General features: G+C 58.6%; 11 protein-coding genes and 1 pseudogene. 8 read left to right on the plus strand and 4 right to left on the minus strand.

Annotated features, from left to right (window positions below; translation table 11 throughout):
• Positions 1-55 precede the first annotated feature (55 nt).
• Both AC6I8P_RS16580 and AC6I8P_RS16585 read right to left on the minus strand, forming a co-directional pair.
• Positions 56-538, minus strand: a complete 483-nt coding sequence (locus AC6I8P_RS16580) for a YlaC family protein (protein ID WP_498030788.1) — start codon at positions 536-538, stop codon at positions 56-58.
• Between the two features lie 102 nt (positions 539-640).
• Positions 641-2,356, minus strand: a pseudogene (locus AC6I8P_RS16585) (flagellar biosynthesis protein FlhA); the annotation flags it as partial.
• On the opposite strand from AC6I8P_RS16585, the gene lafU reads away from it, so the two are divergent.
• The 6 genes from lafU to AC6I8P_RS16615 all read left to right on the plus strand — a co-directional run bounded on the left by lafU (position 2,328) and on the right by AC6I8P_RS16615 (position 8,116).
• Positions 2,328-3,248 carry a putative lateral flagellar export/assembly protein LafU gene (gene lafU, locus AC6I8P_RS16590; protein WP_125309436.1) on the plus strand — a complete coding sequence of 307 codons (921 nt, stop codon included), beginning with the start codon at positions 2,328-2,330 and terminating at the stop codon, positions 3,246-3,248. The pseudogene AC6I8P_RS16585 and the gene lafU sit on opposite strands and share 29 nt — an antisense overlap.
• Positions 3,249-3,506: 258 nt before the next feature.
• Entirely contained in the window at positions 3,507-4,109 is a 603-nt protein-coding gene (locus tag AC6I8P_RS16595) for a hypothetical protein (protein ID WP_021507674.1), read from the plus strand.
• A 125-nt stretch (positions 4,110-4,234) separates the two neighbouring features.
• Positions 4,235-5,674: a circularly permuted type 2 ATP-grasp protein gene (locus AC6I8P_RS16600; RefSeq protein WP_021507673.1), complete on the plus strand. Its 1,440-nt coding sequence runs from the start codon at positions 4,235-4,237 to the stop codon at positions 5,672-5,674.
• Positions 5,668-6,597 carry an alpha-E domain-containing protein gene (locus AC6I8P_RS16605; protein WP_264441674.1) on the plus strand — a complete coding sequence of 310 codons (930 nt, stop codon included), beginning with the start codon at positions 5,668-5,670 and terminating at the stop codon, positions 6,595-6,597. The genes AC6I8P_RS16600 and AC6I8P_RS16605 overlap by 7 nt, the downstream gene beginning before the upstream one ends.
• Entirely contained in the window at positions 6,594-7,394 is an 801-nt protein-coding gene (locus AC6I8P_RS16610) for a transglutaminase family protein (RefSeq protein WP_264441673.1), read from the plus strand. The genes AC6I8P_RS16605 and AC6I8P_RS16610 overlap by 4 nt, the downstream gene beginning before the upstream one ends.
• Positions 7,395-7,411: 17 nt before the next feature.
• A complete protein-coding gene (locus AC6I8P_RS16615; protein ID WP_031279727.1) occupies positions 7,412-8,116 on the plus strand; it encodes a proteasome-type protease in 705 nt (234 codons plus the stop codon).
• 44 nt (positions 8,117-8,160) lie between these two features.
• On the opposite strand, the gene AC6I8P_RS16620 is transcribed toward AC6I8P_RS16615, so the two are convergent.
• Positions 8,161-8,829 (minus strand): response regulator transcription factor, encoded by a 669-nt coding sequence (locus AC6I8P_RS16620; protein WP_264441672.1) that lies wholly within the window; start codon positions 8,827-8,829, stop codon positions 8,161-8,163.
• 228 nt (positions 8,830-9,057) lie between these two features.
• Here AC6I8P_RS16620 and olsF point away from each other — a divergent pair, with 228 nt between their 5' ends.
• Positions 9,058-10,761: a bifunctional ornithine lipid synthase OlsF gene (gene olsF, locus AC6I8P_RS16625; protein ID WP_021507668.1), complete on the plus strand. Its 1,704-nt coding sequence runs from the start codon at positions 9,058-9,060 to the stop codon at positions 10,759-10,761.
• A gap of 256 nt (positions 10,762-11,017) precedes the next feature.
• Entirely contained in the window at positions 11,018-13,861 is a 2,844-nt protein-coding gene (locus AC6I8P_RS16630) for a sensor domain-containing protein (protein ID WP_264240860.1), read from the plus strand.
• A gap of 65 nt (positions 13,862-13,926) precedes the next feature.
• Here the strand turns inward: AC6I8P_RS16630 and ftnA are convergent, their stop codons facing one another.
• Positions 13,927-14,433 carry a non-heme ferritin gene (ftnA, locus tag AC6I8P_RS16635; protein WP_058759556.1) on the minus strand — a complete coding sequence of 169 codons (507 nt, stop codon included), beginning with the start codon at positions 14,431-14,433 and terminating at the stop codon, positions 13,927-13,929.
• Positions 14,434-14,860: the final 427 nt, after the last annotated feature.

A 14,860-nucleotide genomic window follows, 5' to 3' on the forward strand; every position in this document is an offset into this window, starting at 1 on the left:
CAGTGAGTCATTAAGGGCTTATAAATACCATGGAAGCAGGAATGAATTTGCCCGATCAGATCTTCGCGGCGCGCTGATGGCCCCAGGTCAGGTAGTAGACATCATAAAAATCCACTTCTCCTTTCTGCTGCATCAGGCGATCGATGCCGCTGCGCACGCGCTCGGGCGTGCCCGGATTCTCCAGGATCTTGTCCAGCGCCTGCTGTGAGACCGGCTGCACGTAATACCACTCGCCGTTATAGCACACGCGCAAATCCAGCGTATCGATGTCCTCGAAGCGGTATTTCGGGTTGATGTCCAGCAACATCAGAAAACTCATCACCAGCACGAACACCGTGGCGAACCAGAAGGCCGGCCAGCCGAGCATCTCAGTCGAGAAAATCAGCGCCACGCACTGGCCGTAGCACAGGTACATCACGCCCCACAGCCCCGGATGGGTTTTCAGGAAGTTAAAGCTGAAACGCGGCAGATTATCGCGCCGCTCCTCGCGGTTGAGCGTGTCGATTTCATCGATCAGAATTTGTTTAATCGCGTCCATTATTCACCTCTGAATATCACTGCCTGCCAGTAAACCACATAACAGTGAAGGGCGGCAGAGACAGATCAGCGGTGTTTTTTTATAACAGTTTTCCGCAACGCATCAGCTCACCTGCCCGACAATCTGCAGATTGGCATCGTCCGGCACCTCGTTATACGACAGCACATTCAGCCCGCTGGCGAACAGCCGGGCGTAGCGCGCAATCAGCGGCCGCAGCTGCGGCGTCACCAGCAGCACCTGCGTCAGGTTCTGCGCTTTCAGCTGCTCCATCATCACCGGCAGCGTGCTCTGCAGCTGGGTGAGAATGTTAGGGTCGACCGGGAAACTGTCCAGCGCCACTTTGCCGCCCTGCTGCGCCTGATTGAGCGCTGCCAGCAGCAGGTTTTCCAGGCTGTTATCCAGCGTATAGGCCGACAGCGGTTTGTTGTCCGGCGCAATCGCCGCCACCATGGCGCGGCGCAGCGCATAACGCACGTCGGAGGTCAGCAGGATCGGATCTTTAGTGATCGCCACGCTCTCCAGCAGCGTGGTGGCAATGGTGGTGATGTCCTTGAGCGATACCTGATCGTTGAGCAGCAGACGATACACCTTGAGCTGCAGACTGTAGTTCACCGCGGCGTTGAGATCCTCTGACAGCTTCGGCGCCACGCTCGCCAGCCGCTGATGCAGCTGAGTAATATCATCGTAGTTGAACAGCTCTGGCAGGTTTTCGCGCACCACTTTGTTGACGTGCGTGGCCACCACGCTGGCGCAGTCGACAACCTGATAACCCAGATTCAGCGCTTTGGCTTTCTGCTCCGGCAGGATCCAGGTCACCGCCATACCGTACGCGGGATCGGTATCCAGCAGGCCGTCGATCTCGCCGTACTGATCCGGCGTCGGCAGAGCCATCAGGCGGTCGGCATGCACTTCGCCTACCGCGGTACGAACGCCGTTGATCTTGATGGCGTACTGCGACGGCTTTAAGTGAAAATCTTCACGCAGGGCGATCTCCGGCAGCAGCACGCCGCTGGTTTCCGACACCACCTGGCGCACGCCGCGCATACGCTGGGTCAGCGGCGCGCCTTTGCCTTTGTCCACCAGCGTGACCAGCTTGTAGCCCAGGTTAAGGCCGATGGGCTCGACCAGCGGAATATTGTCCCAGCTGATGGTCGGCTGTTCGTCCGGCTGCGCCAGCGCCTGATTGATCGCTTCCATGTCGACATGGCTTTGCGTCGGCTTCTGCACCACGCGGCTCTGGCGCCACGCGGCGAACAGCAGCAGGGCGGTGAAGGCGAGGAACACCATGTGCGGCATGCCGGGCACAATCGCCAGCACAAACATCACGCCCGCGGCGGTATACAGCGTGGCCGGTTTCGCCAGCAGCTGCGACTTCACGTCCTCGCCCATGTCAGCGCCGTCGCTGATGCGCGTCACGATGATCGCCGCCGCCGTCGACAGCAGCAGCGACGGGATCTGCGCCACCAGACCGTCACCGATGGTCAGCAGCACATACTGTTCGAACGCCTGGCCGGCCGGTAAACCGTGTTTGAATACGCCGATCAGGATGCCGCCCAGCACGTTGATCAGCAGGATCATGATGCCGGCGACGGCGTCACCGCGCACAAACTTGGAGGCGCCGTCCATCGCGCCGTAGAAGTCCGCCTCGTTGGCCACATCCTGACGCCGCACGCGCGCCTGTTCCTGATTAATCAGCCCGGCGTTAAGATCGGCGTCGATCGCCATCTGTTTGCCCGGCAGCGCGTCAAGGGTAAAGCGCGCCGACACTTCAGAAATACGCTCGGCCCCTTTGGTCACTACCACAAAGTTGATCATTAAACGCGGCGGCAGGAAAGCGCATCACGGGGCTCACGGCGGCGCATGGAAGGTGGCCTTTGCCGACTTCACGCTGGCGATGATGGCGCTGTTTATGGTGCTGTGGATCATGGGCGCCGTCACCGAAGACGAGCGTAAGGAGATTGTCGCGCAGCTCAACGGCACCTCGGTGTTTAACGGTTCCGGCTTTAATCCGTTCGATGTCGAAACCGGACGCGGCTCCGCCATCATTGGTGAAACGCTGGCGATTGCGCCGCCGACCGAGGGCGCCACCGTCAGTGACACCAGCGCGGAAAACAGCGACAGCAACAGTAACGCCAGCCAGCCGCAGGAAGACCTGGATAGCGTGCTGTCGCGCTCCGACGCCGAGCTGGCGCAGCTGCGTCAGCAGATCCAGAGCATCATCAACAGCTATCACGCTCAGAACCTGCTGACGCTGGAAACCCTGCCGCAGGGGCTGCGTATCCTGATTCAGGATGACCAGGATCGCATGATGTTCCCGCGCGGCAGCGCGGTGCTGACGCCGTTTTATCAGCGCCTGCTGACCGAACTCGGTCCGGTGTTTAACCGTATCGACAACAAAATCATGATCAGCGGCCACACCGACGCCGCGCAGTACAGCGGCAACGCGGCGTACAACAACTGGAATCTCTCCGGTGACCGTGCGCTGGCGGCGCGGCGCGCGCTGGAGCGCGGCGGGCTGGAAAGCACGCGCGTGCTGCAGGTGAATGCCATGTCATCCCGTATGCCGCTCGACAAAGCCGATCCGCTCAGCGCACGTAACCGCCGTATTGAAATCATGGTGCTCACCGAGGCGGCAGCCGAGACGCTGTTTCAGTTTTATGGTCGCGAAGGGGAGAACGTGGTGAAACCCATCGCTGACCGCCTGCGATAACCTGTCAGTGCCTTTGAATCAACTGTTGATTCTACCGGTGGCGAAATCCACCGGTTTTTTTTTGCCTGTTTTTTGCTGCGGCAGACGCCGGGTAAACGAGGCGCGCCACGGCATGCCATGAAATGTTAAATATGTTAATAAGTAATTTGGCTTTAGTAAGCTAAATCATTCTTTTATGTGAATTTTGCCGGTGTGCGCACATTGCAATGCCCGGTGGCTTTGCCACAATTAGGCAACGTGGCTATCCGGAGAAAGAGTATGTCTGCCCAATCTTCCAGTCTGCTGTTACTGATGTCTTTCGCCGCCGGTACCTTTTCCGCGGGATCGTCAGGTAACCCGCAGCATTTAATGTTATCGCTGCCGTCCGGCGGTGTACCCAATAATCCGCTGCCGCTGATCATCTGGCCGTGCGTGGTGCCGGAAGAGGAGGAGGACAGCGCGGCCTGGTTTGAAAAAACCTTTAGCGCCAGCGGCTGGCCTGCAGCGTGGCGCGCGCCGATTTTTCCTTACACCCACTATCATCCCAACACCCATGAGGTACTGGGCGTCGGCGCGGGCTGGGCGGAAGTGCTGTTTGGCGGCGACAGCGGCCGCATGGTGACGCTGCGTGAAGGGGATGCGGTGCTGATCCCGGCCGGCGTGGGCCATAAACAGGTGTTTGCCTCCGACGACTTTTTCACCGTTGGCGCCTATCCTGAAGGAATGTCACCGGAAACTGTGCGCGACGAACCCTCCCGGCTGCGCGCGTCGAAAGAGCAGATCCAGCGTGTGCCGCTGCCGGATCGCGATCCGTTCACCGGCGGCGAAGGAGCAATGACCGAAATCTGGCTGCCAGTGGCGCAGCAGCTGATGCACCAGTAAGGTGCAAGGCAACGATTATCCGGCGCGGCTCCGCTTTCGGGGCGCGCGTGCCGTTGCGGCGGCGGGCCTCTGGCACACTTTGTGCAGGAGAGAAGTCAGGTCCTCTGACAAGCGCCGGGTAAAACATGAAAGCACGCGACCAGATAGCATCAACCTTCTACGATGAGATGTTGCAGAGCGACGGTCAGCACCGCGCTCACTATCAGCATTACTGGGAATGGTTACAACAGGCGGACAAAGAGGCGGTGGCGCGTAAACGTGAAGAGGCAGAACTACTGTTTCATCGCGTTGGCATCACCTTCAACGTCTACGGTGACGATGGCGGTGCCGAGCGGCTGATCCCGTTCGACAGCGTGCCGCGCATCATTCCTGCCAGCGAGTGGGCGATGCTGGAACGCGGCATTCGCCAGCGCGTTCAGGCGCTCAACGCCTTCCTGCACGATATCTACCATCAGCAATATATTCTCAAAGCCGGCATCGTGCCGGCCGAGCAGGTGCTGGTTAACGATCAGTATCAGCCCTGTATGCAGGATGTCGATCTGCATCGCCAGATCTACGCGCACATTACCGGTGTTGATATGGTACGCAACAGCGATGGCGACTATTACGTGCTGGAGGATAATCTGCGCACGCCGTCCGGCGTCTCCTACATGCTGGAAAACCGCAAAATGATGATGCGCCTCTATCCGGAGCTGTTTGCCGCGCAGCATATCGCGCCGGTGGAGCGCTATCCGTCGCACCTGTTGCAGACGCTGCGCGAAAGCTCGCCGGTTAACGATCCGGTGGTGGTGGTGCTGACGCCGGGACGTTTCAACAGCGCCTACTTCGAACACAGTTTTCTCGCCCAGCAGATGGGCGTGGAGCTGGTGGAGAGCGCCGATCTATTCGTCAAAGACGGCGCGGTGCTGATGCGTACCACCGCCGGGCCGTGCAAAGTGGATGTGATCTATCGCCGCGTGGATGACGCCTTTCTCGATCCGCTCGCCTTCCGGCCGGATTCGATGCTCGGCGTGCCGGGATTACTGTCGGTATACCGATCCGGCAATGTGGTGCTGGCCAATGCGATCGGCACCGGCGTCGCCGATGACAAGTCGATCTATCCGTACGTGCCGGAGATGATCCGTTACTACCTTGATGAAGATCCGATCCTCAACAATGTGCCCACCTGGCAGTGCCGTAAGCCGCAGGATCTGAGCTACGTGCTGGCCAATCTGGCGCAGATGGTGGTGAAAGAGGTGCACGGTGCCGGCGGTTACGGCATGTTGATTGGCCCGGTCGCCAGCCAGCAGCAGCTGAGCGAGTTTCGCGATCGGCTGCTGGCGCGGCCGGATAATTACATCGCGCAGGATACGCTGTCGCTCTCCACCTGCCCGACCTTTATCGACAACGGTCTGGCGCCGCGCCATATCGATCTGCGGCCTTTTGCGCTGTACGGCGCGGATATCCGGCTGGTGCCGGGCGGCCTGACGCGCGTGGCGCTGACCGAAGGCTCGCTGGTGGTGAACTCGTCGCAGGGCGGCGGCACCAAGGACACCTGGGTGCTGGAGGATGACACATCATGCTAAGCCGGACGGCCAGTGGCCTTTACTGGATGGCGCGCTATCTGGAGCGCGCAGAACAACTTGCCCGGGTATTGGATGTGACCCATCGCCTGTCGCTGATGCCGGTGCGCAATCGCCAGGGCGACGAACTGCTGTTGCCGCTCAACCTGACCGGCACGCGTCAGCTGTTTGAAACCCTCAACGGGCGCTGCACCATGCCGCAGCTGTTTAACTTCTTCGCGCTGGATGAGCGCAACCCGAGCAGTATTTTCAGCTGCTGGCAGGCGGCGTGGAACAACGCGCACGCGGTGCGCGGCAGCCTGTCATCCGAAGTGTGGGAGAGCATTAACTCGACGTGGATTGAGATGCGCAACACGCGCCGCCGCGGCATCTCGCCGGCCGGTGCCGACAGCTTCTTTGACTGGGTGAAAGAGCGTTCGCATCTGTTTCGCGGCGCGATGTCCGGCACGCTGCTGCGCGGCGATGCGCTGCGCTTTATCCGTCTCGGCACACTGATGGAGCGCAGCGACGGTACCGCGCGGCTGCTGAGCGTTAACCAGCAGCTGCTGGAGCAGCATCCCGACACGGTACGGGAATATTACTGCCTCGACAGTCTGCTGCGCGCGGTATCGGCGCGTGAAGCCTACAACGCCATCTTTAAGCAGCAGCTGATGCCGCCGCTGGTCAACGAAATGCTGATCCTGCGCAGCGAGAGCCCACGCTCGCTGCACTCCTGTATTGAAGAGATCGTCCTCCAGCTCGAGCAGATCGGCAGCAGCGGCGAAGATCGCCCGCGCTATCTCAGTACCGTCCTGCTGGCGGAGATGCGCTTCAGCACCTGGGAAAGCCTGACGCGCGACGGCCTGCAGCCGTGGCTGGACCATTTTCTCAGCCGCATCAACGCGCTGGCGGAGAGCATCAATCACACCTATCTGGAGGCGAAATGAGACTGAACATTGAGCATAAAACCTGGTACGCCTATGAGCAGCAGGTAAAACTCAGCACCCAGTATCTGCGCCTGACGCCGCAGAATTCGGTGCACCAGCAGGTGCTGTCGTGGCAGCTCGATCTGCCGTGTGAGGCGACGCGCACGCTGGATGCTTACGGCAACGTGCTGCACGTGCTGACGCTGGACAGGCCGCATCAGCTGCTGGAGATTGCCGCGCGCGGCGTGGTCGAGATTCTGGATGCCAGCGAGCTGGCGCCGGATCCGCAGTCGACGCTGTCGCCGCTGGTGTTTTTGCGCGCTACGCCGCTGACCCAGCCGGACGCGGCGATCCGCGACTTCGCCCAGCGCTACTGGCAGGCGGAAAAACCGCTCGCCAGCCTGGAGAAGCTGATGGACGAGCTGCTGCTGAAGATGCCGTACCGGCCCGGCAGCACTGCGGTGAGCGACAGCGCGGCGAAAGTGTTTGCTGCCGGCAGCGGCGTTTGCCAGGATCACAGCCACGTGTTTCTCGCCTGCTGTCGCAGCCTGGGGATCCCGGCGCGCTACGTCAGTGGCTATCTGTATACTGACAACGTTGAACACGTTGCTACCCACGCCTGGGTTGAAGCCTGGCTGGATGGCAGTTGGCACAGCTTTGATATCACCAATAACACGCGCAGTACGCGGCAGCATTTGCGGCTGGCGGTGGGCGTCGACTATCTCGATGCCTGTCCGGTGCGCGGCATTCGTCTGGGCGGCGGCGGTGAAGATATGCTGGCGGTGGCTGCGGTGCAACAGGTGCACGGGCAGCAGTAATCGGAACAGGCGTAACTATGACTTATTGTGTGGCAATGCGTTTATCGGCCGGGATGATTTTTGTCTCGGATTCACGCACCAATGCGGGCGTGGATCATATCTCCTCGTTTCGCAAACTGCATGTGTTTCAGGTGGATGATGAGCGCACGCTGGTGCTGCAAAGCGCCGGCAATCTGGCGACGACGCAGAGCGTGATGAGCCTGCTGCGGCGCAACTGTAACGACAGCGAACAACCCAATCTGCTCAACGGGCGTTCGCTGTACGACATTGCGCTGCTGGTAGGCGCCACGCTGCGTGAAGTGATTGCGCGCGACGGCGAGGAGTTTGGCGGCACGCTGCTGCTGGGCGGGCAGATTCGCGGCGAAGAGCCGCGGCTGTTCCAGATCTATCCGCAGGGCAACTTTATTGAAGCCAGCGTCGACACGCCGTACTTCCAGATTGGTGAGAGCAAATACGGTAAGCCAATTATTGACCGCGTGCTGCGCTATGAGACCTCGCTCAGCCAGGCGATGCAGTGTGCGCTGATCTCCATGGATTCGACGCTGGCGAGTAACATCTCCGTCGGCCTGCCGCTCGACGCGATGGTTTACCACAGCGACAGCTTTAGCGACAGCGAGCAGTACCACATCACCGAACAGCATCCCTACTTTTCCCAGATCCGCCAGCTGTGGAGTAAAGGGTTGCTGAGCGTGTTCTCTCAGCTGCCGCCGCTCAAGCTCTGACCTGCTGCCCGGTCGTCACGCTGGCGGACCGGGCCGGGTTTGACTCACACCAGCTCATTGGCGCGCGCTGCCGTATTAATTCCGCTAATCCCTTTCAGGCCGAGCTTACGCAGAATTTTAATTTTATAAGTGCTGATGGTTTTACTGCTCAGCTGTAATTGTGAGGCGATCTCTTTATTACTCATCCCGGAGGCCAGTTTCACCAGCACAATCAATTCGCGGCGCGTTAAACTCATCAATTTCTCGCTTTCAATCAGTTCGGCGGCATCCGCTGCGCTGTGCGTAACAGGATAAAAACGTTTTCCGCGCTCGACTTCTTTTATTGCTGTCAATAAAGTTTCCAAATCGCCGCGTTTACACACATAGCCTTCTACCCCTAACTGCAGGCAACAGCGTTGATAAAACAGGCTTTCTGAGGCGGTAAAAACAATGATTTTTTGCTGCGGCAAAATACGTTTAATGTCGGCAATCAGCGGAATGCCCGCGCGGCCGGGCATGGTCAGGTCCAGCAGCACCACGTCTGGCTGCGCATGATGTAATTCGCTAATCAATAAATCGCCTTTGTTGGCAATGCCCGCAACCGAATAGTCATAAGCGTGCAGCAGTGCCTGAATACCCGCACAGATTAATGGGTGGTCATCAACTATAAATACCGAATGAATCATATGTGTAGTCCAAAAATAAACAAAAAAAAGAACGCAAGGAATAAACACCGATGAAAATTCATTAGCAGAGGTGTGACCAGATTAATTCACGGGTCTTAAGAATAAGATTTAAGTCCTGTCTGGAAAATTCTCATTTAAGGTAAATTTGACTTTTTTATGCGCCAGCACAAAGCGCGCTGATACTTTTTCCTGTCCGCATCTGCCGTGGTCATAAATCTGAAAACAAGCCGTTTTAACGTCAGGGGAATAAACCGCTGCGTATAAAAAAGGTGCACCATGTTTTCCGTTGATCAGCTTCTCAATACTTACTGGCCAGGCCAGCAGCCAGCGCACTGGCAGAAAAGCCTGCTGAAGTGGGCGGTGCGTGAACAAGAGTTTCAGGACTTTGCCCAGCGCTATCCGCATCTGAAAGGGGTGGATATGGTGGAGCAGGTGCTGGAACACCTGGATGTGCGCTGTGAGCTCAGCGAACGCGACCTTGAACAGATCCCGACGCACGGGCCGGTAGTGATCGTCGCCAACCATCCGCTTGGCGCGCTGGACGGCCTGGCGCTGCTGGCGGCAGTATCGCAGGTGCGGCGCGACGTGAAAATCGTTGCCAACCGCATGCTGATGATGCTGGAGCCCATCAATAACCTGATGCTGCCGGTGGATAACATGGGCAACCGCACCAGCCGCGAGCAGCTGACGCGCATGCAGCAGCATCTCGACAACCAGGGCGCGCTGATTATCTTCCCGGCCGGTGAAGTCTCGCGCCTGTCGAGCCGCGGCGTGCGCGATCGCCACTGGCACCACAGTTTTCTGCGCCTCGCTGCCCGCGCCCGCGCGCCGCTGGTTCCGGTGCACGTGGTGGGACGTAACAGCCTGGCGTTTTACGCCGCGGCGAAGGTGGCGGCACCGCTGGCGCTGCTGATGCTGGTGCGCGAAATGTTCCGCCAGCGCGGCACGCGCATCAAACTGCATATCGGCGAGCAGATTCCTTTCGCCAACTGGCACGATGGCCATACGCCGGGCAAAGAGCTGGCGAAGCGGCTGCGCAAGCATCTGTACCGCATCGGTCAGGGACGGCGCGGTCTGTTTCTTACTGAAGCCGCCATCGCCCGCCCGGAAGATCGCGCTGAGCTGAAAAAAGCGTTGCTGGAGAGTGAACGGCTCGGGACGCTGCCGGACGGCAAACAGATATACCTGTGGCGGCGCAACGGGGCCAGCTGGGTGCCGCTGCTGCGTGAACTGGGCCGGCTGCGCGAAATCGCCTTCCGTGCGGTGGGCGAGGGCAGCGGCAGGCGGCGCGATCTCGACAAGTATGACGATGATTACTATCACCTGATTTTATGGGATGACGAGGCGCTGGAGATTGTCGGGGCCTACCGTTTTATTCCCGGCGCCGAGCAGCTGGCACGGCGCGGGCTGCAGGGCATCTACAGCGACAGCCTGTTCCACTATGACGAGCGCATGCTGCCGATTATTCAGCAGGGGCTGGAACTGGGGCGCAGCTTCATTCAGCCTGCCTACTGGGGCAAGCGCGGGCTGGATTATTTATGGATGGGCATCGGCGCTTACATTGCGCGCTATCCGCAGACGCGCTACCTGTTCGGTCCGGTATCAATCTCCGGCACCATGCCGCTGGCGGCGCGCGATCTGCTGGTGGCATTTTACCGTCTCTACTTTCCGACCGACCTGCCGCTGGCGAAGTCGCGCCGCCCTTATCCGGCGTCGCTGCCGGAGGTGCTGGCGCAGTTCACCGGCGATAACTACGCCGACGATTTGCGGCGTCTCAAGCATTTGCTGGCTAATCTCGGTACCGCGATTCCGACGCTGTACAAACAGTATTCGGAAGTGTGCGAGCCGGGCGGCGTGCAGTTTATCGATTTCGGCAGCGATCCGGATTTCAATCACTGCATTGATGGTCTGGTGCTGGTCGATCTGTCTCGCGTGAAACCCGCGCGTTATGAGCGCTATATCGGCATGCACTTAACCTGAACGCGCCAGATGACGTCAGTTAATGCCACCTGACAGCACGCCGCCGGAGAATCTCCGTGTGGCGTGCTGTCAACTTTGCGCAATAAATCCACTATCCCACTGAACATTTTCTCGCCACTGCCGATAACCACACTACCAACTTTTGTCTGCGGATGATTTGCGCTTGTAAGCGATGCGCTTTTGCGTTTAAGTCTGCCTGAAGATTAAGAATTATCTTAACTGCGCATCGAGACCAGGCCAGCATAGGCGAACAACAATGAACAATAACTCTGACGTAATGTACCGGCTACTGGTGCAGAGCGTGGTGGATTACGCCATCTACATGATTAAGCCGGATGGCACGGTGGCTAACTGGAACACCGGGGCGCAACGCGCCAAAGGCTATACCCCCGAAGAGATCGTCGGGAAGAATTTTGCGCTGTTTTACAGTGAAGAGGATCGGCGCAACGGCGCGCCGCAGCGCGGTCTGGCCATCGCCACCGCCACCGGGCGCTATGAAACCGAAGGCTGGCGCTATCGCAAGGACGGCAGCGCCTTCTGGGCGCACGTGGTGATCGACGCCATCCGCGATGAGTACGGCGAACTGCTGGGCTTTGCCAAAATCACCCGCGACTGCACCGAACAGCAGGCGCAGCAGCGTAAACAACAGGAACAGGAGCAGCGTTTCCGTTTATTAGTTGAAGGCGTAACGGACTACGCCATCTACATGCTCGACCTCGACGGCAATGTCGAAAACTGGAACGCCGGCGCGCAGCGCGCCAAAGGCTACGTGGCCGAAGAGATTGTCGGCCAGCACTTCTCGCGCTTCTACAGCGCCCAGGATCGCCTGAACCATATCCCGGAACGCAACCTCACCACCGCGTTTAAAACCGGTCGCTTTGAAGATGAGGGCTGGCGCTATCGCAAAGACGGCAGCGCCTTCTGGGCGCACGTGATCATCGACGCGATTCGCGATGACGCCGGCAAACTGATCGGCTATGCCAAAATCACCCGCGACTGCACCGAACAGCAGGCGCTGCTGCGCAAGCAGCGTGAATACGAGAAAACCTTCCGCCTGTTAGTGGAAGGCGTGACGGATTACGCCATCTACATGCTGGATTTACAGGGCCGGGTGGTGAACTGGAACGTCGGCGCGCAGCGCGCCAAAGGCTACATGGCTGACGAGATCGTGGGCCAGCACTTCTCCGTGTTCTACGGCTCACCGGAACGTCAGGCGCGTACGCCGGATGCCAATCTGGGCATCGCGCTGAAAACCGGTCGCTTTGAGGACGAGGGCTGGCGCTACCGCAAAGACGGCTCCGCCTTCTGGGCGCATGTGGTGATTGACGCGATTCATGATGAAGAGGGCAAAATGATCGGCTTTGCCAAGATCACCCGCGACGTCACCGAGCGGCGTGAGCACGAGCAGCAGCTGCTGCGCGCGCGCGATCTGGCGCAGGCGCAGAGCGCCAAAATGTCGGAGCTTTCCGGCTTCCTCGACACCATCATCAGCAACATTCCCTCCTGCGTGATCGTCGAAGACGCCATCAGCCGCGAAATCCTGATGGTCAATGACAAAGCCGAGCAGCTGTTTGGCTTCAGTAAGTCGCTGATTATGCATAAGCGGCCACACGAATGTATGTCGGCGGAACTGAGTGATTACTTCAACAGCCTGGCGGATATCGCGCTGCGCAGCGAGGGCATCCACGCGCGCGAGCAGCTGTTACTGACCGCTGGCGGTGAGCGGGTGCTGCACACGCGCGCCACCACCATCAGCGGCAAAGACATGCGGCAGAATTACGTGATGCTGATTGTGGAAGACGTCACCGATCAGCGCGAAGCCGATGCGCGCATTCGTCACATGGCGCATCACGATAATCTTACCAGCCTGCCGAACCGCATCCTGTTTCGCCAGAAGCTGAGCGAGGCGCTGCGTGTCGATCAGCAGCAGGGCCAGACCAGCGCCACGCTGTGCCTCGATCTGGATAACTTCAAGAACGTGAACGATGCGCTGGGGCATCAAATCGGTGACGATCTGCTGCGGGTGGTGGCGAAGCGGCTGCGCAGCGTACTGCGCGATCAGGACACGCTGGCGCGCATCGGCGGCGATGAGTTTGCCATCGTGCTGCCCAACGTGCGGAATGCCGATGAGGCTGCGATTGTGGCGCAGCGCCTGATCGAGGCGATCCGCCCGCCGGTGAATGTTGAAGGCCACAACCTGTCGGTCGGGCTGAGCGTCGGCATCGCGCTGACTTCGCAGGCCACCAATACGCCGGAACACATGCTGCGCTGCGCCGACATGGCGCTGTATGAAGCCAAGCGTAACGGCCGTAACCGCTATGAGCACTTTACGCTGGAGATGGATAATGTGGCGCGCAGCCGCCGGGTGATCGAGAACGATCTGCGCGAGGCGATCACCGGACGGCAGCTCAAGCTCTACTATCAGCCGATCACCAACGAGACCGGCATCATTGGCTATGAGGCGCTGATGCGCTGGCATCATCCGATCAAAGGGTTGATCATGCCGAATGACTTCATTCCGATTGCCGAAGAGACCGGGCTGATCCATATGCTCGGCGCCTATGCGCTGTACGAAGCCTGCCGCGAGGCGCAGAGCTGGGAAACCGAACAGTCGGTCTCGGTCAATCTGTCGCCGCTGCAGTTTAAGAACAGCTCGCTGGTGTCGGTGGTGGAGGGCGCGCTGCGCGAATCCGGCCTGGCGCCGCATCGGCTGGAGGTGGAGATCACCGAATCGGTGCTGCTGGATGATACGCTCGGCAATATCCGCACGCTGCAGAGCCTGAAAACACTGGGCGTGCAGATTGCGCTCGACGACTTCGGCACCGGCTACTCGTCGCTCAGCTATCTGCGTTCGTTCCCGTTCGATAAGATCAAAATCGACAAGTCATTTATCAATGATATGGGCGACAGCCGCGAGGCGCTGGCGATCATCCGCGCGATTACCGGCATGAGCCGCAGCCTGGATATTCAGATCACCGCAGAGGGCGTGGAGAGTAATGAGCAGTTTGTCCGCCTGCGCGAAGAGGGCTGTACGCTGTTCCAAGGCTACCTGTTTGGCCGGCCACAGCCGTCGGAGCTCAGACTGAAGGCGCTGGAGTAAGCACAAAAAAAACGCCCGACAGAGTCGGGCGTTGTGCATGCTGCTGTGCATAATCTTTATTATTTTTACTGGCCGTGGCCTTCGACGTTCATGCGGCCCAGATCTTTGTCCACCAGGAACAGACCTTCGCCTTTGTTGCCCACCAGCGCTAGCTTGTCCAGCACGGTTTTGAACAGCTTCTCTTCTTCGTGCTGCTCGGCAACGTACCACTGCAGGAAGTTAAAGGTGGAGTAATCCTGCGAAGTCAGCGCGGCGTGCACCAGCTCGTTGATTTTGCTGGTGATCAGCTGCTCGTGCTTGAGCGCTTCTTCCAGTACGTCATTCAGCGAGGTCCAGCTCACCGCCGGCGCGGCGATGCTGCCCAGCACCGGCAGTGAACCGGCATCGCTGACGTAATCAAACAGCTTCTGCATATGCTGCATCTCTTCGCGCGAGTGCATTTTCAGGAAGGAGGCGGCACCTTCGAAGCCTTTGTCGCTGCACCAGGCACTCATCTGCAGATAGAGGTTGGCGGAGAAGAATTCGAGGTTAAGCTGGTCGTTCAGGCGTGAGGTCATTTCAGCGGTTAACATGGCTGAGTCCTTTTTAATTTGTCAGGTGAAGTACGGCGAATTATGCATCAATCTATACTTTTTTGTGAAGGTTTTTTCGTAAAAAAGTTGAATTTATCTTATTGATTATAAATGGAATTATTCCGCTAGTTGAATGCGAAGAATTCTCAACTTTGACTAATTTTCATTCACAGTCCGCAGCACTGTTTTAGTGCAGCTGCGTTGCCTGCTGGCGGTGCAGCGTACAACTGCACCGATCACTTCTTCGCCAGTCAACCCGCCGATAAAATAAGCACTGGCGCGACCAGCAATAAAGCTGGCACGGCGATATAAACGCTTATTCCGGCTGCTGCTTGTTACTGAACAAAATTAGCCATAGCGAAATTAAAGAAAGTGCGCGTTGGCATAAATCCTGCTTGGTAAATAGTTCCGTATATTGCAACCACGT

It is taken from the genome of gamma proteobacterium symbiont of Lampromicra miyakona (assembly GCF_059730895.1).

What these genes read in the sequence shown, in the direction of transcription:
- AC6I8P_RS16610 (WP_264441673.1), top strand. Translation starts at nt 6,594, where the DNA reads ATGAGACTGAACATTGAGCATAAAACCTGGTACGCCTATGAGCAGCAG.
- AC6I8P_RS16630 (WP_264240860.1), top strand. Translation starts at nt 11,018, where the DNA reads ATGAACAATAACTCTGACGTAATGTACCGGCTACTGGTGCAGAGCGTG.
- AC6I8P_RS16615 (WP_031279727.1), top strand. Translation starts at nt 7,412, where the DNA reads ATGACTTATTGTGTGGCAATGCGTTTATCGGCCGGGATGATTTTTGTC.
- AC6I8P_RS16600 (WP_021507673.1), top strand. Translation starts at nt 4,235, where the DNA reads ATGAAAGCACGCGACCAGATAGCATCAACCTTCTACGATGAGATGTTG.
- olsF (WP_021507668.1), top strand. Translation starts at nt 9,058, where the DNA reads ATGTTTTCCGTTGATCAGCTTCTCAATACTTACTGGCCAGGCCAGCAG.
- ftnA (WP_058759556.1), bottom strand. Translation starts at nt 14,433, where the DNA reads ATGTTAACCGCTGAAATGACCTCACGCCTGAACGACCAGCTTAACCTC.
- AC6I8P_RS16580 (WP_498030788.1), bottom strand. Translation starts at nt 538, where the DNA reads ATGGACGCGATTAAACAAATTCTGATCGATGAAATCGACACGCTCAAC.
- AC6I8P_RS16605 (WP_264441674.1), top strand. Translation starts at nt 5,668, where the DNA reads ATGCTAAGCCGGACGGCCAGTGGCCTTTACTGGATGGCGCGCTATCTG.
- AC6I8P_RS16595 (WP_021507674.1), top strand. Translation starts at nt 3,507, where the DNA reads ATGTCTGCCCAATCTTCCAGTCTGCTGTTACTGATGTCTTTCGCCGCC.